General features: G+C 37.4%; 8 protein-coding genes. 1 reads left to right on the top strand and 7 read right to left on the bottom strand.

Annotated features, from left to right (window positions below):
- Nucleotides 1–200: 200 nt before the first annotated feature.
- Nucleotides 201–896: a hypothetical protein gene (locus tag C1724_RS18895; RefSeq protein WP_102348307.1), complete on the bottom strand. Its 696-nt coding sequence runs from the start codon at nt 894–896 to the stop codon at nt 201–203.
- A 456-nt stretch (nt 897–1,352) separates the two neighbouring features.
- Here C1724_RS18895 and C1724_RS18890 point away from each other — a divergent pair, with 456 nt between their 5' ends.
- A complete protein-coding gene (locus tag C1724_RS18890; RefSeq protein ID WP_102348306.1) occupies nt 1,353–1,802 on the top strand; it encodes a hypothetical protein in 450 nt (149 codons plus the stop codon).
- Nucleotides 1,803–2,162: 360 nt separating this feature from the next.
- Here the strand turns inward: C1724_RS18890 and C1724_RS18885 are convergent, their stop codons facing one another.
- From C1724_RS18885 to C1724_RS18855, 6 genes are all read right to left on the bottom strand, one after another.
- Entirely contained in the window at nt 2,163–9,137 is a 6,975-nt protein-coding gene (locus C1724_RS18885) for a DUF4347 domain-containing protein (protein WP_102348305.1), read from the bottom strand.
- Between the two features lie 704 nt (nt 9,138–9,841).
- Nucleotides 9,842–10,651 (bottom strand): hypothetical protein, encoded by an 810-nt coding sequence (locus C1724_RS18880; protein ID WP_102348304.1) that lies wholly within the window; start codon nt 10,649–10,651, stop codon nt 9,842–9,844.
- Between the two features lie 69 nt (nt 10,652–10,720).
- Nucleotides 10,721–17,875, bottom strand: a complete 7,155-nt coding sequence (locus C1724_RS18875; RefSeq protein ID WP_102348303.1) for an S-layer homology domain-containing protein — start codon at nt 17,873–17,875, stop codon at nt 10,721–10,723.
- Between the two features lie 605 nt (nt 17,876–18,480).
- The gene (locus tag C1724_RS18870) at nt 18,481–22,743 is read right to left on the bottom strand and encodes a hypothetical protein (protein WP_102348302.1); all 4,263 of its coding nucleotides are present in this window, start codon (nt 22,741–22,743) and stop codon (nt 18,481–18,483) included.
- 524 nt (nt 22,744–23,267) lie between these two features.
- A complete protein-coding gene (gene asnB, locus C1724_RS18860) occupies nt 23,268–25,208 on the bottom strand; it encodes an asparagine synthase (glutamine-hydrolyzing) (protein ID WP_102348300.1) in 1,941 nt (646 codons plus the stop codon).
- 11 nt (nt 25,209–25,219) lie between these two features.
- On the bottom strand, nt 25,220–26,362 hold the full coding sequence (locus C1724_RS18855) for a glycosyltransferase family 4 protein (RefSeq protein ID WP_102348299.1): 1,143 nt from the start codon (nt 26,360–26,362) through the stop codon (nt 25,220–25,222).
- Nucleotides 26,363–26,364 lie beyond the last annotated feature (2 nt).

The raw sequence follows: 26,364 nt of genomic DNA, 5'->3' as shown, positions 1-26,364 counted from the left end.
AAACCTAATAAGTGCAAAGTGTCCTAATAAGCACAAAGTGACATAATAAGTGCAAGTACAAAGTGGCACTTGTAGTGCAAAGTGACAGGCACTTGTCGGGATTTGTCGAATATTTAAAAAGCCCAACTCCGAAGGTGTTGGGCTTACTGTTACATATGGAAAATGGATCACGACTATCAATTGCTAATACTTTTTATTCACTACATATTTTCCATCGCTTTTGCTATCAATGCATTACGACGTTCCTTTTTTGCCGATTCATACGCCGCACGTACATCTTCCGCTTCACTTGGATCGAAACCGTTCGCTTTCAGTTCGTTTTGAAGAGCTGCAAACACCTTTTCAAATGCTTGATCTGTTTTTGCTTCCAATGACTCACCTGCTGTATTATATTTCGTTAGAAAATAACTAACGGATATTTTCTCGCCATTTGCTTTCTTTTCTTTAAATTCACTAATTGCTCGACTTACTAATGAATTGATTTTGGCATTCGCTTGAGATTCTAAGTTTTCAAAGGATGGACGATATTTTTCTTTTATACTTGCAGCCGTTACTTTTTTAGGCTGTGATTGTTTTATGTCTGATTTTTGTTCTTCAGATTCACCACTGTCTTCACTATCTTCAGTTCCATCTTTTTGCGGATCTTTATCTATAGGCTCCTCAGAAGAAGGTTCAACCTTCTCTTCTGCTGATTCTTGATCTGTTGATGTATGCTCTTCCTGAATCGGACTATCAACCGGTGGCAATTCCACAACATATTCTTCCTCAGCAATTTGAGCAAGCTCCTGATCCTGACTTAAATCATACGTTTTAATTTTCAAAAAGTAGTAAGCAGTACCACCTGCTCCAACAACTAATAGCAAGATTATTGACAGTATAATATAGAGTTTTTTCATAAGTCCCCTCACTTTATAGCAAGCTGTTTACTCACCATTTTAGCATAAATCTACTAAATTGCTAGATTTCTAGGTAAATAGTAATACAACAGTAATATTGTTCATTAATGAATTAAAAATGTTTAATTGTACCATCGTTAAATTAACCATATGATAATTTTAATCCAACCAAATACAGACATCCATAGTGGTACTGCCAACAACATTCCCCAAAACAAACCAATAAAAAAATCTCCGTCTATATTCATACGTATAACCTCTTTTTACTACAGTTATTTCCAATTTAAAAAGACGGTATACGTTAGAACTACATAACTCTCTCAAATAACTAGTTTAGTTTACTAGTATGACTCTATAAATTAACGACACTTGTGGCGCAATGATAGTTAGAATGATACTATTTGATTTGAATATCGATCATTCTAGTCTACAAACAGAAAACAAGGAGTCTGCAATATGATGAAACGATACCTATTATTATTGCTTTTCATTTTTATGATTCTTCCTGGTTGCTCCAATGCTGAATCCACCGAATGGAAAATAACCGATACTTTTTTTGTAAAAGAAGGTGAACACTATATTTCTCTTATTGGTGATAAAAATGTGCTTGGACTCCAAATAGCAGAGCCTTTTTATCAAGACAAAGAACAAGCTGCCAAGTGGGTATTTATTAAAAATCCCGAAAACGCTCTTAATAAAACAATCACTCTGAAAGCCACAAATAAAAGCAGCGATTCTGTAATAGACCCGCTGCTTACTATAGGTGATGTATCGAGTGATGCTGGTATTTCTAACGTTACATCAGCGATATCTACTGTTAAATTTCCCTCAGCCGGCATATGGAAAGTAGATGTGTATATCGAAAACGAACAATATAGTTCACTTGTAGTAGAGGTTAGGAAATAATGCACGTCCTTTCATGATTTTTGAAAATTTCCCGGACATACAATCCGTTATTCACTCAAAAATGGCTATTTTAAAAGTTTCACGGACATATGTTCCGCTAATACAAAGAAATCCATCTATTTCTTGATGATTTTTATTAAATAACGATCTCAATGTCCGGAAAAACCATCAAAGGCCCCTTTTTTAGGCGAATAAGGTACCATATGTCCGCAAATACTCCTACTACCAAGAAAAAGCATACTGTATAAATGAATGATTAGTAGAATTCTTTGATCATACTATTGAATCCTTCCTATCTATGGCAATAAGGCTCCGCGCATATATAGAAAAAACCCTCCACCATGGAGGGTTTTCCGTAAGTTATTTGTTTAAAAGATTCATAATCACTGCTGCTGCTTCGGCTCTCGTTGCTTTTCCTTTTGGATTAAAGGTTTGGTTAGGCAATCCGTTAACGATTTTATAATATGCTGCAGTATTAACAGAGCCTTCAGCCCAACTTCCAATTTCATTATAATCTTTGAAACTTGCTTTATTTTCTATCATCTCCATTTTTCCTGCATTGACAATAATAGCTGCCATTTGTTCGCGCGTAATCGTTTCATCAGGCCCAAAGCGCGTTTCACTTAATCCATTAACCACTTCGTTTGCTGCCGCAATTTCAATACTATTTTTTGCCCAATGCTTTTGAATATCATCAAACGTCTTAGCATTTCCATTATTCTTTATTTGCAATGCATTCACAACCATCGTAGTAAATTCAGCTCGTGTGACTGAAGTGTTTGGTTTGAATGTCCCATCTGGATAGCCGTTGACTGCTTTCATAGAAACTAATTCACGAATTGGCTTTTCTGCCCAGTGTCCTTCCACATCTGTTAAGGTTATTTCATCCTTAGGTTGAACACTAATAATGGTAAACGTACTAAATTTGTTAATCTCAATTTCAAGTCCTACAGGATTTCCGTTATCATCAAACATAACTTTTCCCTTTTGTACCTTCTTCTCGCCATCACTATGTTCAATATAAATAGCTAGGCTATCCACTAACGCTTTTCTTTCCTTCGGATCACTTGGCAACTTAAGGCCCGTTAGTGGAAAAACAACCTTTGTTGGGTAGTTTTTATAATTCGTTTCAATGATCATAGGCTTTCCATGGACCACGACATTGCTATTTCCAGCAATCTTTTGTACTTCAGCTGCACTTAGAGTTCGTTCTTCTACTTGCTTTTTCTCATTCTCATCTTTAATCGGCACGATGTTAAAATAAAGATCCATCCCCAATTGTTGCAATGATTTTAGGGTTTCTTGTAAAATAGCAACTCTCACATCATTTGTTTGAATTTCAAGAGAAATATTACCCTCCACTAATTGATTAACCGATCCTTTTGGTATGGTCACTTCTACTTCATCAGCAGGATTATTTGGTAGATCATCAATAACAATTCGCGCAAATTCTCGATCTTCTTGTAAAGACTTCTCTACAATGGATTTGGCTTTATCCTCTTGAAAAACAACGACATCAACTTGTTTTCCATCCACTGTTGTACTTCTTGATATCTCAATCTGTTCATTTTGTGAATTCCCATTACCCAAATCAACCGTGGCATTTCTATGATTTCCTCCATTAGTGCCTCCAGAAGGAGTTGATGTAGAATTTCCATCGTCACCATCACTATTTGGAGGTGCTGCACGATTGACTATGATTGTATAAACCTTAGTACCACCATCTTGTGCGGTTACAGTAACCGGGATAGGATTAGAACCCACTTTTAAATCGAATGCTTCCGTCATGGATACTTGGATTGAATCTCCTGTTGTTACATTCGAAATCAAATCTGACGTTATAGTAGGTATACTTTCGCTGGTTGGCGAAACTGTTTTCCCATTTAATGTTAAGGATGCATAAGCATCTTCGACTTGCGCAGATACGGAAATTTGTGTTATTTCATAGGGAACGGCTACCTGGTAAGCATCCACACTAGGTGAAAAAGTCGGTGTTAGGGTGCCTCTGTTAACAGATAATGAGTCTAGATCTGCATTCCCTGATTTCAATCGATTAATGGTTACCATATAATGTTTTGTTGTCATTCCATCTTGTGCGGTAACGACGACCGGTACTGAATTTGACCCAAAGTTTAAAGCAATCGTATCTGATGTTGTTGCATTCCCATTAATCACAACTGTTGCATCACTTTGGTCTGGTAAAGCTGTTAGAGTTACTTCCGATACAGTAGGGTCAACATTTGTTGAATAATTTGTAATGTCCAAATTAAAATCTGGACTTAGCGTGCCTTCACTTAAAATCAAAGTACTTAAATCTGCATTATTCGATAACAATCTTGTAACTGTGATGGTATAGGTTTTTGTCGTTCCATCTTGAGCGGTTACTTCTACAGTGATTGTGTTTGGTCCAAGAGCTAACGGAACATTGGCTGCTGCTCCACTTGCTATCGGCATATCATTGAGCTTCACTGTAGACGTTGCGTCTGACGCAACTGGTGTTACATCTAAGGTTGTTACCTCATAACTAACGGTCGCATTATAGCTTGTTTCATTTGGTGAATAATCTGGATCAACTATTCCATTGCTTAATGTCAAGCTGCTTAAGTTCGCGTTATTGGATAAAGCCATAACCGAACTATCGTCTGTTGTCTCGGTTATTTGCGTTCCACGATTACCTGCTATATCTTCAATATCAATGGTAAATTCAACTGGACCTGGTGAATCACCATTTTGCATCGTGTATTGTGCTAGCCAAGAGACCGGACTACCGTTATTTATAACAGTTATTGGCTTGCCGAACATTGTAATAGTTGGTGCTTTTACATTTTCATTCGCAAATATAGATAGCCTGATGTTGTCTCCAACTTTAGCTTTTGTTGGATCAGCATTGGTAGAGCTAATCGTCACTATTATAGCTGTTGGAATCGTATTATCATAAAAAACGTTTCTCCCAGACGTTACATATGTTACTAACATCCCTGGATTTTGAACGATGTCTTGGAAGTCTAGTGTGAATTCGATTGCTCCTTCTACATCATCACCTTCCATCATATAGCTTGCAGTCCATGTTTTGGCATCACTATCGCCATTATCGCTAATGGTTGCATTCTTGCCTGCAATGGTTACAGTTGGTGATTGAATATCTTCACTTGCCACAATTGTAAGGTTGATTGTATCACCAACTTTAGCGATTGTTGGATCATGTGCATTATTTGAAGTCATCGTAACTGATTGAATAGTAGGGATCGTTTTGTCAAAAATAACCGAACTTCCTGAAGTTACTGTTGTCACCTGTGTTCCTACATTCCCTACCAAATCAATTAAATCCATTGTAAAAGGTATTGGTCCTTCTGGATCACCAGATTGTAACGTATAAGTGGCTTGCCATGTTTTTGCATCCCCACCGTTTGTAACAGTTGCTCCTTTTCCTGCGATTGTTATATTCGGAGTTTGGACCGCCTCACTTGCTACCACCTGCAATGTAATCGTATCGCCCACTTTGGCAATTTCAGGGTTACCATTACTAGAACTCATAGATACCATGATCGGTGTTGGAATCGTTCCATCGAATATAACTGAACTTGCATCCGTTGTTGATGTTACTTCTGTTGATGTATTTCCAGCTAAATCTTTAAAATTCAGACTGAGACCTACATTTCCATCCTGATCTCCATCTAACATGGTATAAGTGGCTTGCCATGTTTTTGCATCACTATCACCAGCATTGGTTACAGTTGCACCTTTTCCTGCTATTGTTACTGCTAGCTGTTGAATATCCTCATCTGTTGTAATATCTAGCGTAATCGTATCACCTATTTTTGCTTTCGTTGCGTCTGTATTATTTGAACGAATTGTAATCATTGCTGCTGTAGGTGCTGTTTTATCAATGGTCACTATTCCACCAGATGCCACGTCCGACACTTGTGTGGCTGCATTTCCATTGATGTCTTGGAAGTCGAGCGTGAACCCAATCAGTCCTTCTGCATCCCCAGCTGTTACCTCATAGGTGGCTGCCCATGTTTTCGCATCAGCATCGCCATTATCACTCACCGTTGCGGGATTACCATTTACCGTAACGATTGGTGTAGCAATCTCTTCATTCGCAACAATATTTAATGTGATGGAATCACCAACTTTTGCTTTTAAAGGATCATGTTCATTATTTGAAGTCATGATTACGTCTGCTGTTGGTGGCGTTTTATCTAACACTTTAATTATAAAATCTTTATCGTAAAACGCTCCATGCTGATCCGTCACACGAATGGTCATGTTATAGAGATTATTCGTGTTGTAATCCAATGCGGTTTTTGTGATTAATCGGTTCTGATCAATTTCAAACGCATCTGTATTTCCTGATTGGATTCCGTAAGAAAGTACTGCATTAGTATCTAGGTCCGTTCCACTTAATGTACCAACCACTGTCCCCGCTGCTACTTTCTCATCAACTAGGTTATTGGATAATGAAATATCGATCGGTGCTCTATTAACCATTACAACCCAGTTTTTTGTTGTTCCATCTTCAGCCGTCACAACATACGTCACCGGACTACTAAAATCATTATTCGTTACTCCACTTGTTTGAACCGTACTTCCAACCTTTATAGATTGAACGAAATCAGATGTAGTAAAGATCGGAACCAAGCTCCTTACATCCTGTGTACCTGCAACTTCTACATAGATCGCTCCATCACTAATCGTCGCAGGCTTAAGCGCTTGAGGCATACTAAAACTTAAAATATTTGCTGCATTACTTTTTTGTATTTCTATAGATGCTGTTTGTGTATGGATTGAATACGGCGTATTTCCACCATTCGTCGTAGTATCCACTTTTGTTCCAGGTGTACCTGATGATTGATCCCATCCACGGAAAGTAAAGCTTGCTGTTTCTGATAAATTGCTAGATTGATAACGTACTTGATCGGTAGCTCGAAGTAATAGTGAGCTGCCTTCTGATACCGGTCCAAACGCTTGCCAAGAGATACCGTTATAATATTCCCATGTTCCATTTCCTAAAGTGCTATAAACCGCTATTCCTACGGCTGCATCATGATCAACATCTGACAAACTAACCATTTCAGCAATGCTAACTCCATTACTTACCAAGTTTTTAGCTGCTGGATTAAAGGTATAAGCCCCCGAGGTTAGGTTGGGTGCATCATTTACACCTGACACCACCAAGCTTGCAGTACCCTCAACAGAAGAGAATGCTGTTGTACCTCCATTGATCGAAACATCTGCTGATCCAAATGAACTTCCAACGGTTTGATCCCATGCACGGAATGAAAGTGTTGCTGTTTCTCCATTCATTGCATCCGGTACATACCGAATTTTATCCGTTTCCGATAATAAAAACGCAATACTGTTACTTACTGTAGGAATTGCTTTCCATGTACTGTTAAAATATTGCCATACACCATTCCCCGTCTTACCTGTGATTGCAATTCCTTTTAAGGCACCGCTATCATGCTCTGTTAGATCTAGGAAACTTGATATTGTAATTTCTGAAGTTGTTGTGTCTTCATTTGTTCCAGTTAGATTTACGCTATTTTGATTTAGTACAGGTGCTTCGTTGACATTTGAAACTACTATTGTAAAATTTTCATCAAAAGTAAGCCCTCCTGAATCCGTTACTCTAACAGTAACGGAATAACTATTCGTCGATTCAAAATCCAACACACCATTTGTTCTCAATTCATTTCCACTAATCGAGAAATTTTCTGTATCACCTGATATAAGAGAGTATGTAAACGTATCGCCAGCGTCCGGATCTGTCGTATTTAAAATACCGATTGTTGTCCCTACAGGTGAATTTTCAGCAACTGAACTTTTTGAAAGTGTAATACCTGTTGGTGCTTCGTTTGGACTTGTAATCGTCACAACATAGTATTGGTCACCTAAAACAAACGTATCTGTTCCCGGGGAGCTTGGTGCAGTATATTTTACCGTATCACCATCATATACTCCCTCTGATAAAGGGTATTCTGCCCCATCAAAAATTATAATAATGGTTCCCTTCTCCGGCGCAACTGTCTCTGCTCCAGTTAAATCATTACCCGTATAAGTAAAACTATAAGATTCACCCGGGGCTAAACTGATATTTGTTGTATTTAGCTCTGTGCAGGTAATTGTAAATGTCTTTTCAAAATACTGATTGGCGCCATCTGTTACTCTGACTACTACTTGAGCACTCTGACCCGCTGGAATTGATTTCCCTTCCTTAAAACGCAATTCCCCTTTTTTTGTATCAACAGTCGTTACTTCAAACAATCCATCCGGATCACTAACGATACTAAAAGTATTACTATCACCGCTGTTGTCATTACTAGTTAGAGTACCAACCCACTCAGCAAAAAAGCCCTCCACTACACTTGTTTTATCAAGAGTAATATTAGTAGGTTGCGGATTTTGCACTGATATCGTAATGGTGAATGCATCCGTATAAGGAGCTACCTTTTGCCCTTGTAAACCCTGACCTGATTCCCATCTTACTTGAAAGGTATATACCCCCGGTGTAGAAGCCCTAAATTTTATATCTCCTCCATCCACAGTACTCTTAGAAAAACTAAAACCTGATTGAATAGAATTACCTACAGATCCTAGTCCAAGTTGGCTTCCATTACCCGGAACCGATTCAAAATAAATATATGGATAATCCTGATATCCTAAATCATTCGCATTTAACGAAACCACTTGTTCGGCATCAACGGTCTTTGAAACATTTGGTAAAACACCATTCCAACCATTGATATTAATAGATTGTGTTTGAATGCTACCTATCTGACTTTCAAGAACAGCATTTCCTTTCTCAGGATTACCGGATGTTAGATCCTCACTTCCCGCTACATCTCTTCCTATCGACTCCGCAAGTTGTTGGATAAATTGTTGTCCAAATTCTCCTTTTGCTACGTCACAACCATAGAAGAGTACATCACCATCAGGATGCAGCGCAGCTCCAATATTGCTTAATTGTTTTTTATAGTTTTCAATATTCTCCTTTGATATCTCTTGTCCGCCTAACACAATCTTTCCAGGAGAACCGTGTGTGACGATATGAATGGCACTTAAGTTCTCGCGATCTGATAAAACCCTTTCAACCTGATCCAACCCATCATTTTCGTTTAAAAATACAACTTCCATTCTATTCCTGACATTATTTACAATAATATGAGCGTCTTGAATTTCTGAATCGATAAATAAAATTTCTTTGGAATTTGCGGATACAGCATCAACTGTTTTCAATGGCAAATTAAAGAATACAAATCCAATAGTTATAAATAATACTAGTATCGGTATAGATTTTCCATTCATCTTTTGAAATAATTTAAAACTTTCCATATATCATCCACCTTTAATTGTAATTACCGATAGTAAATCATTATGTCTGACATTGAGTGTTTTCTTAGTAGTCTTGGAGATTAATTATTTTTTATACGCAGTATCTGTCTTAAAATCTCTATCTCCTTTCCATAAAATGAGTTTTATACATTTCTTACATCTACACTTCCCTTTGTTTGGTCTTAGAATAAATAAATCATTTATCATACTGCCCTTTCATCAACTAGTTACTACCATTTTCCTAATACCTAACTGATTAAATCATACTATTTTTCGACTTATTTTTAAATTAATATCTTCCAAAATTTTCAACATTTTCTAAACTATTGTACTATCAAACAAAAATAGACACATTTCTTACATTCAGAAAACAGTGTAGGCGATTTACATCTCCCTATATTTATTAATAACGCATAGGTTAGTTGCAGAAGTATTTTTGTTTTAGGTATATGTAATGGGGATAAAGGTAAGTTTTTGTTGGGTAAGTGAAAAGCGCACCTCCTTAAATTGATAGGTTTATATTACTGGAGATGCAGTTTTTTATATGCGTTGTTTGAATACGGCATATCGTTTGTTTAAGACATTTCAGAATAGGTTTCTAGTTATAGAGAAAATATAAAAGATCCCAGACTCAATAAAAATAAAAGATAAAAAAGTCCTATTCTTATGAGAATAGGACTCTTTACAATCTTTAAAATACTAAATTACTGAAACACAACCGTATAGGTAGTTGAGTTATTGGCAGCATCAGTTAACGTAACTGTAAATCCAGAGTTATCTATTAAAGTTTGTCCAGATACACCATCACTTGAATCTCCACCAGCTGCATCTAAAAGATTCATAGCTATTTCCATTAAATTACTAGTAGTAGAAATATGGTCACCTACTTTTATACCACTATAAGTCAAGACGTAATCTGCATCCTCAGATAACGAAGCTGTACCAGAAGTATATACCGCAGTTGGTTCAACATTAAAAGTGATTGTGGTACCAGCTGTTGTTTGAGTTATTTCTGGCGATATTGTATTATCAGTTGTTGACATAGAGATGCCAGTTAAGATTGGCGCTTCATCCGCAGGTGGATTTAATGGCTCATAACCAATTACATTATTTGATGCATCAAATTTCAATTTTGAGTAATTTGATGAGTCCGCTTTTGCTACATCAGTAAGTACTCCTTCTAGAGTACCTCCAAGTGTTCTGTATATAGCAAAGTCATCATAATTGAAGTATTCTCCATTTAATTGGATAGCTTTAATTCTTGGAAAGTTCCCGTTCCCTAAACCTTTTAGATGATTATAAATAGATCCCATTCCAAGAGTTGCCTCAATAGCAAAATTCTCATAGTTAACAACAAAATCTAAACTTTGCTGGCTATCCTCAAATACTAAAGAGTTAATTGTTACTTGAACTTCTGCATCCGCTGTAATCGCCGGACTAGCCACTACAACCGAAGATATTGAAGCTGCTATAGCTAATGAAGTCATTGACATTATTTTTAATTTTTTATTCATATGATCCTCCCAAAATTTAATAGACATCCATAAGCAGTCTAAAGACTACTTATGGGTCTAAATATTTTTCTATTGAACTATTACTTTTGCACCTTTCAATTGTGCTGCACTATAGCCTTGAATTTGTGTATTTACAAATGCTTGATATGATGCATTATAAGTTAGTGTTATCGGTGTATCTTCACCAACTTGAATTTTAACTGCTGAGCTTGAAGTTACTCCTAATTGTGCTGTTAAATCAGCTAATTTAAGTAGTACCGTATATACTCCCGTATTCGCAGGGTCATTTACTAGACCACCCAGTTCCTCTACTGTTTTCACAGTTACGGCTTCAGATACTGTAATGATAAAATCATCAGTTACTGTGCTGGTACCATCATTTGCTGTCACTGTAATGGTTGCTGTCCCTGCATCACCAATTGAAATTGATAAAGTGGAGCCTGTTACCACTGCTGATGCAACTGCTTCCGCACTTGAAATAGCAGTAAATGTTAAATTTGGTGTGTCACTATCCTCAAATACTACCAATAAATCAATATTTTCTATTGTTCCACCTACTGTAGCCTCTTGATTTTCAATCGCACTCACTACTATTGGTTTTTGATTTACTGGTGGTGCACTTTCAACAATGACTTTTGCAGCTTTCAATTGTGTTGAACTATAGTTTTGGATTTGTGTATTCACAAATGCTTGATATGATGCATTATAAGTTAATGTAATTGGTGTATCTTCACCAACTTGAATTTTAACTATTGAGCTCGATGTTACACCTAATTGCGCTGTTAAATCTGCTAATTTAAGTAGTACTGTGTATACTCCTGTATTTGCAGGGTCATTTACTAAACCACCTAAATCTTCTACTGTTTTCACAGTTACAGCCTCAGTTACCGTTACAACAAAATCTTCACTCACTGTGTTCGTTCCATCATTTGCTGTAACTGTAATCGTTGCTTCTCCCGCTTCTCCCACTGCGATTACTAAAGTGGAGCCTGTTACCGTTGCTGACGCAACTGATTCTGCACTTGAGCTTGCAGTAAAGGTTAAGTTTGGTGTATCACTATCCGCAAATACTGTATTTAAATCAATACTTGCTAGTGTTCCGCCTACTGTAACTGATTGATTATCAATCGGACTTGTTACTGTCGGCTTTTGGGTTACTGGTGGTGCACTTTCTACAATAACTTTTGCACCTTTCAATTGTGCTGCACTATAGTTTTGGATTTGTGTATTCACAAATGCTTGATATGATGCATTATAAGCCAATGTAATTGGTGTATCTTCACCAACTTGAATTTTCACTGTTGAACCCGATGTTACATCTAATTGTGCTGTTAAATCAGCTAATTTAAGTAGTACTGTGTATACTCCCGTATTTGCAGGGTCATTTACTAAACCACCTAAATCCTCTACTGTTTTCACAGTTACGGCCTCAGTTACCGTTACGACAAAGTCTTCACTCACCGTGTTCGTTCCATCATTTGCTGTAACTGTAATCGTTGCTTCTCCCGCTTCTCCCACTGTGATTACTAAAGTGGAACCTGTTACCGTTGCTGACGCAACTGATTCTGCACTTGAGCTTGCAGTAAAGGTTAAGTTTGGTGTATCGCTATCTGCAAATACTGTATTTAAATCAATGCTTGCTAGTGTTCCACCTACTGTAACTGATTGATTATCAATCGGACTTGTTACTGTCGGCTTTTGGGTTACTGGTGGTGCACTTTCTACAATAACTTTTGCACCTTTCAATTGTGCTGCACTATAGTTTTGGATTTGTGTATTCACAAATGCTTGATATGATGCATTATAAGCCAATGTAATTGGTGTATCTTCACCAACTTGAATTTTCACTGTTGAACCCGATGTTACACCTAATTGTGCTGTTAAATCAGCTAATTTAAGTAGTACTGTGTATACTCCCGTATTTGCAGGGTCATTTACTAAACCACCTAAATCCTCTACTGTTTTCACAGTTACAGCCTCAGTTACCGTTACGACAAAGTCTTCACTCACCGTGTTCGTTCCATCATTTGCTGTAACTGTAATCGTTGCTTCTCCCGCTTCTCCCACTGTGATTACTAAAGTGGAGCCTGTTACCGTTGCTGACGCAACCGATTCTGCACTTGAGCTTGCAGTAAAGATTAAGTTTGGTGTATCGCTATCTGCAAATACTGTATTTAAATCAATGCTTGCTAGTGTTCCACCTACTGTAACTGATTGATTATCAATCGGACTTGTTACTGTCGGCTTTTGGGTTACTGGTGGCACATCATTCACAGCAATATTAAATGAAACTTCTATTTCTTCTGTTCCATCCGACACTCTTACTGTGATCGTTGCTGTTCCGCTTGTTGTTAAGTCAGCTACCGGCGTTACAACTAGTTTATCACCTACAATCGCTGCTGTTGCGACTGTTGTATTGCTTGATTGTGCTGAGCCAGCTACTAATGTTAATGTATCTCCATCTTCATCTGTTGCTAATTGTGCTGCTGTAAATTCTTTGGCTGCTGATCCTTCATCTACCGGATTTAATGTAATTGTTTGACCTACAGGACTGCGGTTCACATGTTTTACAACTACATTAAATGTCACTGTTGTTTCTTCTTTTCCATCTGATACTCTTACCGTGATCGTTGCAGTTCCATCAGCATTTAAATCAGCTGCAGGCGTTACAACTAATTTATCACTGATTATCGCTGCTGTTGCTACAGCTGTATTGCTTGATTGTGCTGAGTCAGCTACTAATGTTAATGTATCTCCATCTGGATCTGTTGCTAATTGTGCCGCTGTATATTCAAGGGCTGCTGATCCTTCATTTACCGGATCTAAAGTAATAGTTTGACTTACAGGCTTTCGGTTTACATGGTTCACAACAACGTTAAATGAAACTTCTATTTCTTCTGTTCCATCCGACACTCTTACTGTGATTGTTGCTGTTCCACTAGTTGTTAAATCCGCTACTGGTGTTACAACTAGTTTGTCACCTACGATTGCTGCTGTTGCTACTGCTGTATCGCTTGATTGGGCTGAGCCAGCCACTAATGTTAATGTATCTCCATCTGGATCTATTGCTAATTGTGCTGCTGTAAATTCTTTGGCCGCTGAGCCTTCATCTACCGGATCTAATGTAATAGTTTGGCCTACAGGACTGCGGTTCACATGTTTTACAACAACATTAAATGTCACTGCTGTTTCTTCTTTTCCATCCGATACTCTTACTGTGATCGTCGCTGTTCCATCAGCATTTAAATCTGCTGCTGGCGTTACAACTAATTTATCACCTACGATTGCTGCTGTTGCTACAGCTGTATTGCTTGATTGTGCTGAGTCAGCAACTAGTGTTACTGTATCTCCATCTGGATCTGTTGCTAATTGTGCCACTGTATATTCAAGGGCTGCTGATCCTTCATTTACGGGACTTACTGTAATTGTTTGACTTACAGGCTTTCGGTTTACATGTTTTACAACAATATTAAAAGATACTTCTGTTACTTCTTTTCCATCCGTAACACTTACTCTAATCGTTGCTGTTGAATCAGTTGTTAAATCAGCTGCAGGCGTTACGACTAACTTATTACCAACGATTGCAGCTGTTGCTACTGTTGGGTCACTAGTATGAGCTGAATCAGCAACTAATGTTAATGTATCTCCATCTTCATCTGTTGCTAAGTCAGAAATTGTAAATTCTTTGGCAGCTGAGCCTTCATTTACCGGATCTACTGTAATTGTTTTAGCTACAGGTGCATGATTAACATCCTTCACTTCTACATTAAACGATACTTCTACTTGTTCTTTACCATCTGTAACTTTTACTTTAATTGTCGTTGTTCCATCTGCTGACACGCTTTGAGCTGGCGTTACAACTAACTTTCCATCCTTAATTTCAGCTTTCGCAACATTTGGATTAGTTGAAGTTGCTGATCCTGCTACTAACGTTAACGTGTCATTTATATCAGCATCTGTCGCTAATTGGTTAGCTGTATATTCTAGCGGTACATGACCCTCATTTAATGGAAGTAATGTAATTGTTTGTCCTACAGGCTTATGGTTAACCTTCACTTTAAACGATGCACTATTTGTTGCACCTAGACTATCAGTCGCTGTCACTGTAATGTTAATCGTACCGGCTGTTGTTGCATTGATAACCAATTCATTGCCAACTATCGTTGCATTCGTACCTGCAGTTATTGCATATGTGACAGGATCATTATCTGGATCTTTAAATACTTTACTAAGATCTATTCTCTTTTCCCCGCCTACTAACAATTCAACATCAGCAATCGGCTTATCAATAACTGGTTTGTTATTTTTCGGTACATATAGTACTCCGGTATTAGTTGAGTCTTTATAACTAGCTGAAATAATAACCGTTTGTTGTGTAGTTCCTCGCTCAATTCTATCAAACGTATACGTTGCTGTTTTGCCAGTATAGTCTTGAAGTACAGGTGTACCAGCCAAACCTTCAAATGTTACATCTGTAAGTGCAAAATCATCTTCAAGTTCTTCACGCGCAATATTAAACATTAATTTTATTTCGCCGTTAGAAACTTGCATGTTTGAAATGGCAAGTAAATCAGATAGCGGCACTTCAGTAACTTGCGCTCCAGGATTTTCCCTAACTGTATCAGATACATTGGTTTGAGTTTCACTTCCAGTTTCATCTGATGCAACAATCTTACTTAAGTCTGTACCCACTAATTTAGTAATTTGAGCTAGTAAGTCTTCTAAGATCTTAATTTGAGCCTTGATTTGTGTAATCGTAGTTGTTGCTTGTTGAATTGCTACTACTGCATTACCAGCAGCTTCTACCTCATTTGAAGGAACATCAACTTCTACAGCACCTGAGTCAGCACTTACTGTGACTTTATCAACCTTCGTACCCGTTAACTTGGCACCACTTGAAATGTTAACTTTTGTTTCTGCAAACTTCTCCCCTGTTAATTCAACTGTATTATCGCCGCCTTCTGGGATGTTTACTTCCAAACTATTAATCTTAGAAGTCACTGGATTTCCTTGTGCATCTTCAGTTGCAGCTGTAACTTTTGCAGCCTTAGTAACCTTTACTTTTGAGTTCCCAAAGTCCCCCGCTAATGTTACAGAGTCATTTGTTGTACTGACATTAGAAGGAGCAATTTCAATTTCTGAAATAATTGGAGCATTTGCACCTACAGCTGCAGGATTCACCTCTAAATTAGCCGTTGTATTAACAGTTGTTTTATTAACTACTGTACCTGCACCAAATTCGATTCGAACATCATCATCGTTTTCAACTTTTAAGTTTCCACTAACACTTGTATTATTTAAAATAACAGAACTCATACTACCTGATCTTACAATAATGTTCTGTGCCGTAACGTTATCTAACGTAACTTCACCATCATCACCTGGATCGATAATTAAATCGCCTAATACTTCCATATTACTCACTACTGCTGTAGCTAAAACATTAACCGGAACAGTAATTGTTTCGTTGTTTCCATCGTAGTTTCCAGTAATATTCATAAATTCATTTGTTACTGTAATATCAAACGATATCGTAGTAGTTGCTTTACCATCTGTTACATCTACAGTTATTGTCGTTACATCATCAGATAGGATATCATCTGCAACATTAACAACTAATTGGCCGTTAACTAGTGACACAGTAGCGGCTGTTCCGTTAGAACTAATAGGAGCACCAGTAAATGATAATGCGCTGCCGTCAGCATCGGTCGCTAAATCCGAAGCATTAAATACTAAATTAGCTGCTCCTTCTGCTACTTCTCTATCTAAACTCGGCTTAGCTACAGGTGGGTGAGTATTACCTGGAGTTGGTGTACTTGGAGAACTACTGCTACCTCCACCACCGCCGCCGCCACTACCAGAGCTATACTCTGAATTTCTCGAATCGTTGACTTCTTTTATGTTTTTTCTAGCAGAACTACTTGTTACTACATCTTTCAGTTCCACACCTTCAGGTAACTCGATGTTATCAACTTTAGTATCATTGCCTAACGAAAGCTTCACGTCTTTTTCAACCTTAATCTTTGTGATTGTGATATCAGACACAATCGTCGCGTCTTTTGAAATTGTAATTTCTTTCACAGTCGTTGAACCTTTTGCTTCGACCCGAACGTCCGCTTTATTTACTTTGACATTTTCAAGCTTTGAATCTTTGAAAACAACTGTATTGTCATCGCCACCGTTTACAACTGTGTCACCTTTTACAGTTAATTTTTCAGAATAGAAATCATTTGCTAACTTTTCAGAAATCGTTAAATCGCCATCAACTGTTACATTTTTCAAAGATATGTAATCACCATTGATAACTACATTGCCAGAAATTGTTGAACCTTTTCCATCTAACACTACATTGCTAGCAAACTCAGTTGTTGCTGATTTACCACTAGCATTAAGCTGTAGTCCTGTTACCTTCGAGATCACACCATTTGTTTCTTCAAACTGCACAGATGCACCTGCTAAAACAGCCGCATTGTGTGAACCTAAAATATTTTTAACGCTATCCGTTACCGTATAGGTAACACCCGAAATTGTAATATCCGTATCTGTAATATTTTCGATTGTAGAGCCTTTAATGACTGGCGTTTCAGTTAGCTTACTAGCGCGATATACAAACGCTGCGATTTCTCCACGAGTCACCACATCATTTGGAGCAAAGCTAGTCGCTGATTTTCCTGAAGTAATATTATTAGCATATAATGCTTCTACAGCTGAAACATACCAACTAGTAGAAGATACATCTGTAAATGGAAGACTAACTTCTTCTTCTACTTTTAAGCCATATGCCTTAACAAGCATACTTGCCATTTCAGCACGAGTGATTGTTTTATTTGGTTGAAACGTTCCATCTTCATAACCGCCAATACCGCCTGCTTGTGATAATGCACTCACAGGTTGATAGAACCAATCACCAGTTTTCACATCACTGAATGTAGAGGTAGCGCTTTGAGAGCTTAGGCCTAAGTCATACGCTAAGATCTTTGCCGCTTCCGCACGTGTTACGTGTTTTGCAGGTTTGAACGTGCCATCTTCATAGCCGCCAAGAACTCCTTTTTGTGCAAGAGCATTCACTGCCTCTTCATAGAAAGCCCCTTTTGAAACATCGCTGAAATTACTAGCTGCATCGATTGCAGGTACTGCTACAGCAGACGCCGCTGAAGCCACAACCGCTGTTGAAATTGTTGTTGCTACAAACTTTTTGTGAGAATTTTTACTCTTCTTCGACACATAATTGCCCCCAATCTAATCATTAATGAGTTAACTTACAAATTCATACATTTCATTAGGTCCTACTACTTATAGGCCTTCCCTCCCATAACAAAAGCATTCCACCCTATCGTCCCCCAACCGTCAACAAGGTTCATCCGATTACAGTAAAATAATAGTTTCTGCTTATAAACGACCCATAATCTTCATTTAATCTATGAAGATAGTCTACTTTTCTAGTAGATTGGATATCTAATATAGTATCCCCATTTTACAATAGTAGGTTTAATATACTATATTTTAACATATTTTAATTTCTGGGAAACCCTTTATTTTCAAAATTTTGTAACTGTATCCTTGGGCGTAATTACCATAATTATAAGCCGTTAGTCTTAACTTAGCAGTTATTGCGTAATATGCCCAAACAACCCATGACTAAGTAACTAATTAAAAATATATGTTCATAGTTACTAAAATATTTACTATTTTTCTAGACATAGATTTACTATATTTACTTCCATCATTACAGAAAAAAAAAGTTCGACAAGTGCCAGTGCACTTGTCGAACTTTTTTCTTTTTTCTACTGTATTTTATTTTATTATCCGTTCTCTTTTGAAACATCGCCCTATTCTTCAACTACATCTCCATGTTCCTGTGTAGGTTCAGCACTCTGCTCTGCAACTACAGCAGCATCTGACTGTTCAGGTATAGATTGCTCTTCTGTCACTTCTGTCTGCTCTGGAGCAGGTTCATTGCTTTGCTCTTCTGTCATATTCGACTGCTTTACCGTAGATTCACTACTTTGCTCCTCTTCTGTTATTTCCGACATCTCTGCTGTAGTTTCACCGCTTTCCTCTTCTGTAACTTCTGATTGCTCTTGGTCAGTAATGCTGTCTGGTTCTTCTTGAACGTCGGTGCTTTGTTCTTCACGCGGTATTCGACGTTCATTTCTATCTTCCAGTCGAGATCTTGGAGAATACGTTTCTATTATGATTGTCTCACCATCATGTTCTTCTATCGTACTCGAAGACTCATATGTCGTATCAGAATTCGTTGGTGAACTTCCTCCACCACTGCCGCTTGAAACTCCTGAAATTGGTGAATAACCAAGCTGTATCGCTTGTAGAACAACATCATAAATATCAACCGTTCCATTGGAATCAATATCTGTAGAAGATGTAGCAGAATTTGATCCATACTCAACTATTACCATTTTCAAATCCGTTGCATCGACTACACCGTCATCATTGTGATCATAATCGCCCTCTAAAGGTGGTGGTTCTACATTCCCTTCAATCGGTTCAACCATCATTTCAATTAATGAATTACCAAGATAAATATCAAAATCATTTATCGTTAATGAATTAATTGGAAAACCATTATAGTCAGTTAACCCTTCAAAACTAAAATTGAAGAAACCTAATTCATCTACCGCAACTTCGTAAGGTTGCCATCCAATGCTGAGGGTCATATCATAATCACCCGGTATAAATCCTGAAATAGTCTTCGTAGTATTATCTATATAGACTGGTAATTCCGTTAGCACTGTAATGGATTCTTCATAGAAATCACCGATATTTACGGTTACGATATCTCCATCATTTAATTCCCATACTTGCAGATAGTTCCCATAATTACTAGGATCAAGTAAATGTTGGTCTACGACAACCGTACCATCTGATTTCGTGATCGTTACCGTACTATCCACACCTTCAGGCAGCCAACCATTTAAATTTCTCCAATATGTGTCAAGCTGTAGCTCAACTGGATAAAACCGTGATGTAAAGGTCACACCTTCCTCGGAAATAGTTGATACAGAATAATCAAATATTGTGTCTTGGTCAGTTGTATCTAGAGCGATTTCAAATGTCCCCGTCTCTGTAGATGTCCCTTTATTAGTAAGCGTGTCGTCAGGCACATAAACCAAAACTTCTACATCTCGATTAGGCTCTGTTTTTCCAACGATAGAATGGTTTTTCACATCATAAATGGCCTGAATATCTTCAATAACGAAAGAATCTGATGAACCATTATCATATTCTAGGACAATGGTATCTCCTGGCAGTGGCTCATTTGTCCAATTATAATGATAAAAATGTCCACCATAATCGATCGTAACAGCATGTGAATCTATTTCTACATTGTCACGAATTACCTTAATGGTTAAATCGTTAATTCCTTCGCTTACATAACCTTCAATACTTTTATCTAATAGATGATAATTAACCCCTGCCAATGCAGGCTTACTTTCTATTAAAATATCATAAGAAGTTTTAATTAAAGGATTGGCTGTAGATTTTGCAACAATTTTGTATTGACCTGGCCTTGGGAATACTAAGTCGATGGAATGCTTATAATAGTAATCCAATGATACAGGACTATCCCATTCCATTGCGATTACATCATCGGCCTTTGAACCATCTTCATTATATACTGCCCATGTAAATACCTCATTTGGAATTTCTGTACCCGTGATATCATAGGCATTACCTATAAAATTCAAACGATCACTCGTATATGGCTTTTGTTCGTCGTCAATGCTAATGGCAGCACTTCTAATCGCTTGTGCTCGATCGATTACATGAATCACCATTTCATCCTGTATTTCTGGATTTTCGGCTGATTTTGCAATGATTTTATAATCGCCAGGCTTTGTCGCATAAAAAAGTGTCGATGCTGTAAATTCGCTATTCACAAACTGAATATTTTCTGTAGGCTTTCCATCTAATGTTTCAGCATATAAATAGGTTGTTCCTTGGTAATTACTATTATAGTCTCCAGGCGGAATCACCTCTCCATTTATATCTTTAACTGTCATTTTTAATGGATAGCTTTGAAGACTTTGTTCAATGAAACCAATTTGGTCATATCTTGTATAAATCGTCGATGCATCAGGTCCATTATCACTTTCGCGCTGAAGCTCAACACTTCCTATATTCTCGTAATTAGGTGAGAATACGGAAAAATAATGCGTTTTCGTTATTTCCGGCTTATCAGTAACCGTTGCCTTCAAGAAATAGCCGTCCCACATTCCATAGATTCTTACACTAACATTGCCATTTGCCTCAATTACGCTATCATACCAATTGCTTCCTTCATACGTGAAATCTACCCCTGGAACTACATCACCATTCTCATCGATTGCTTCTACTTTAAATGATGCATAGTTTTCAACATAGTCAGGGCTTTTTACCTCGGGGTAATCTACCTGAGTAATTCTGATATCCTTTACTTGTTCAAGTGCAGGGTCTTTTACCTCAATATCTACATAGGATTGTAGCCCGCCCCATGTATCCGTAGCGTAATAATTCACTTGTTTAGTTACACGGAAAAAGATCGTATATTTTCCGGGCTTATCGAATTGAATGACACCTTCTGGTCGATCGATATACGTATACGTATCACTAGGTGCTCCCCAATGTGTATAACCAGTGCTGCGATAGCCAATAACCCAGTCATATTGGTACTTGCTGTTATCCAAATCGTAGCCATCATTATATTCTAATGGGAGCTCGTTATAATTCGAGTCATAAATTCCAAAGTCTAAGTCTATACTCTCGCCTACGTTGATGATTGTTTTATCTGTTTCGAGTTTTGCTGCTTGTAAATCTCCTACAACTAATACAGTATATACGGCTGGAGGTAAATCCGGATATTCATCTGATGTTAATGTAATTCGATAATGTCCATCTGCCGAAGCGGTAAACACCCTATCGACTGACATGGTTGCATCAAAGGATGGAATGAATTTATCATGATCTGGATCTCTAGGATCGTCGTAGTACAAATTTTTATCATATTTTTCAATTTCCCAGTGAAAGCCGCCATTGTAAAGTAATCTGTTGGAAAATTCGTCCCGTAAATCTACGTCAAATTCAATCGGTTCACCAACCGAATACGAGTACGTTGAAGCATTATTTACTGGGTAAAAGTAAATCTCCGTTGGTTCTCCAAGTGCGTTAATATATATAAAATTTTCTAGCTTTTGATTATTGTAATCTGACAATATAGCAATCACTTTATAACCACCTGGAGCTGTCGCTGCAAAAGTCCCGCTACTGTCCACGGATGCCCCTGTTGTTGGTTGCCCATCTTCTGATTCAACAGACCATTGTACATTTGTGACGAGTTCGTTTTCATTATTATTGTTAAGAACTCTTACTTTTAGTGGAATAGATTGATTTACAATGTGACGATAGTCATTACCATAAGGTACGTGAATGGCAGCCTCTACATGTTCAGGATGTGATCGTTCAATACTATAAGCAACTTTTATTGTTCCTACGCTATCATCATATTGTATTTTTACGCTTTCATCTGTGCCAAGTCCTGGACGAAGGTTAAATTGGAACTGACCATTCGAATCGGCAACACTTTCACCTGTTAATGCCCAATCGTAATATCCTTCCATCGTATAAATTCCAATTGTTTTATTCGGTGATGTTTCACCATTGATTACCGTAAGTCCTTCATCTTCATTTTTTGTAACAGTCGAAGTTAACTTCGGAACTGTAAACTCATATACAATCGTTGGTGTCTTTGTTACAACAGCATCTGATGTGTTGTGGTTTAATAATACGATTCTGTCACCTGGTAAAAACGGATTGCCATATAGGCCAATACCACTGTAATAATCAAATGGCAGACTATAATTAAATTCTTCTGTCGTTATATAGCCATAGTCCTCACCCAATTCTTTCCTATCAAGTAACTCTCCATTCCGATATACTTCTACTGTCGAAATTACCTTATCTAACTTACCTTGTATAGATCCAGTCTCAATTGAAACCTCAATTCCTTGCCCCGTATCGTCCCACGCAAATACCAGCATTGGAACCATTAGGATCAGTATTAAAGTACTAAAAATACCCGCCGCAAACCGCCTCATCGCTTCGCCTCCCTAAATATAAAATTCACTTATAGTTAATAATATCCATGTAATCATAATATTTTGTCAACTAAATTTTGCCTTTTTGTAGGTCGTTTTAACTAAAATTTTAAACCGCGGGGACGGTTCTCATGGTTCAAAACTATTAATCTACATTTATTCCACACTTTGTAAATTTGGCTTTCAAGCAACTAGGCATTTTTAACTAATACATGCACTATCAAAGTATATGATTTTAAAATCAATTATAGAAATATGTATTAAGGAAGAAACAGAGGGAAAGCATGTACTTGTTTCTTTTAATTTGCTCAATTTTCGGGGCATTCTATGGTGATTTAATCGTAGGTATTCAGACGAATATCGAACTGAGTGATCCATCACAAACTTTCAGAGCAAAAGTACAAGGTGATCGGCCAGACACGAGAACCGTCCCCATGTCCACCTATGTCCAAAAAGGCTGGTCACCTTTTTTAGGTAACCAGCCTCAGATATGTGTACATGGCGAATAGTAGAGTAGGTCAAATTTAAAAATTCTCATCTAACCACGATTGGAACATTAAAATTGGCCATAATTTATATTGCCAATTTCTGCTCCCATTTAAATGTTCGTGCCATGTTTGTCTAACCATACTTGTATTAAAATATCCTTCTTCATTTAAACGTTTTTCGTCTAACAACTCTTCTGCCCACTCTTTTAATGGTCCTCTTAACCATTGATCAATCGGGACACCGAAACCCATTTTTGGTCTATCTATAATACCCTTTGGTACATATTTATAAAGTAATTCTCTTAAAATCCACTTTCCTTTTCCCGCTTTTACTTTCATAGACATAGGTAAACTCCAAGCAAACTCAATGACCCTATGATCAAGAAAAGGTACTCGAGTCTCTAAACTTACGCTCATTGCAGCTCGGTCTACTTTTACAAGAATATCGTCAGGCAGATACGTTAGGGTATCTAAGTACATCATTTTTTCTGTGAAGTTATCAAAATCTGTTAAAGGACGTGAAAAAATAGTCTCAGGTTCAACGGACCCTTGTATAATCGAAGATGGATTGCTCCATAGAGATACTAATCCTCTATACAGCTCCTCTTGATTTTTTACCCCCAACATCTCAGCAAGCTTATGCATCTTGTCACCTGAAACTTGTTGACCGTACTTATTTGGTACTAACGGTTTCGCAATCTTGAACATATTGTTCCAATGTTGTGGGGAAACGGACTTGATTCCTTTTGCTCCAAGAGCTCTTAAACTGTAAGGGAATGTACCAACCTTTCCCCAAATTCCTTCACCCCAAAAATATCGATCATACCCTCCAAATAGCTCATCACCTGCATCACCAGATAACGAGACGGTTACGTCTTTTTTTGCTAATGCAGACACAAGAAATGTCGGAATTTGCGAAGAATCCGCAAAAGGTTCATCATAATATTGTGGTAGTTTTGGAATTACATTCAGAGAATCCTGCGGAGATACATATAGTTCAGTATGCTCTGTTCCTAAATGCTTAGCTACTAATTTAGCATGTTTTGCTTCATTATAATTTTCTTCATTAAATCCAATGGTAAATGTCTTTACAGGCTGTGTATTTTGCTCTTGCATTAATGAAACAACTAAAGAAGAATCTATGCCGCCTGATAAAAATGCCCCTAAAGGAACATCTGCAATCATTTCTTGAGAGATGACATCCTTTAACAATAAATTTAACTTATCTATTGCTTCCTTTTCAGTTCCCTGGAAAGGTATTTTCTTACCTTTCTCAACAGCATCGTGTAAACTCCAATACTTTTCCTCACTTATCTCAAACTCGCTATTTCTTAATTCAACCTTCACTATTGTTCCAGGTACAACCTTTTGTATAGACTCATAAATTGAATAGGGAGCTGGTATATAATTGTGTCTCATAAACAATGCTAAAGCATTTCTATTAATTTTTCTTTCAAAAGAAGGATAGGAGCATATAGTTTTTAGTTCAGAGCCAAATAAAAAAACTCCTTTATTCATACCATAATATAAAGGCTTTTCCCCTACTCGATCTCTCACAAGATATAAAGCATTTTCTTTTCGATCAAATAGTGCAAATGCAAACATTCCTATAAACCGCTGCACGGCACTTTTTATACCCCATTTTTCAATAGCTGCTAACATTACTTCTGTATCTGAATGACCTCTAAACGTAAAATCTTCAGATAGCTCTTTTCTTAATAGATGATGATTATAAATTTCACCATTAAATACTAATGAAAATCGGCCAGAAGGTGATAACATTGGCTGATTTCCCTCTGGTGACAAATCAACAATGGCTAGACGTCGATGACCTAAGGCAAGACCGTTCTCTCGATCAAGCCAAACCCCACCTTCATCCGGACCACGATGCACAATGGTTTCATTCATTTGTTTAATAATGGCTTCCATACTATCTCTATTAACATGGTAATCAATAAACCCTGTTATTCCACACATTTTATACGCTCCTATAAGTTGGCTTTAAGTAGTCTTCTATATAAATCATCATATTGTTCCGCGATAGAATGAATAGAGAAATGATGAACAATGCGTGACCTTGCACGATTTCCTAATTCCCGACGTTCTTCATCTGAAAGATGGAGCAGCTGTTTGATCCCGTCTGCTAGTGCATCCTGATCAAAAGGCGGAACCATGATACCTGTGTCTGCAACTACCCAGCTAGAATCTCCAACATCTGTCGCTACGCATGGGACTGCACATGCCATCGATTCACCAATTACATTAGGAAAACCTTCAGAGTCTGAAGGCAAAACAGAGACATCCAGCCCAGAATGGATTTTAGCAATATCTTTTCTTTCTCCTAATACATGAACCTTTTCTTGGAGGTTAAGAGTTTCGATATCATTTCTTATTTTCTCATTTTTTAAATCAATGTCCCTACCGGCCATAATGAATTGGACATCAGGAAAATCCTTTATAACCTCATGAGCTGCCTTCAAAAAGTTATGATGGTTTTTAATAGGGTCATACCTAGCTATCATCCCAATAAGTTTTGTATTTTGGGATAAGCCTAATTCTTCTCTTATTAATTTTTTGTTCTCTTCAGAAGGCTTAAACACATTCGTGTCAAATCCATTTGGAATAATAATTGTTTTTTTGGGAGAATAGCCTGATGTTTCATGCTGAGACGCACTTATTTTGGCATTATATATAATTTTATGAGGAAATCTTGATAGACTTCCCCCTAGTTTTATTAATAGTTGCGTTAGTTTTTTTTCATTTGCAATGCTATAAATAGATTGTCTAACATTCCAAACTAGAGGCACTTTTTTCTTTTGAAACATATTTGCTATGAATGCAGCAAAGTTACCATGATACATCCAGCCCTGGATCATATCAGGCTTGTTCTCACTAATAATGTTGTTTAACTTTTTTATTGCCTTATGGAATGATACCCCTTTTTTTAAGTCCAATGTATAAACAGGGTACCCTAATTTCTCTATTTCGTCACCCAGCGTGCCTTTATCAATCAAAGATATTACTAGGTGATCAGAGTTACCATCCTTCATTGCAGCAAGCAGTTTGTATAGCATTGTTTCTGCTCCACCTGTTGATAGGCCTGTAATAATATGAACCACTTTATAACTCAAGG

It is taken from the genome of Bacillus sp. Marseille-P3661, from assembly GCF_900240995.1.
Classification (GTDB): domain Bacteria; phylum Bacillota; class Bacilli; order Bacillales; family Bacillaceae_J; genus OESV01.
This window is presented reverse-complemented; position numbering and strand designations above follow the sequence as displayed.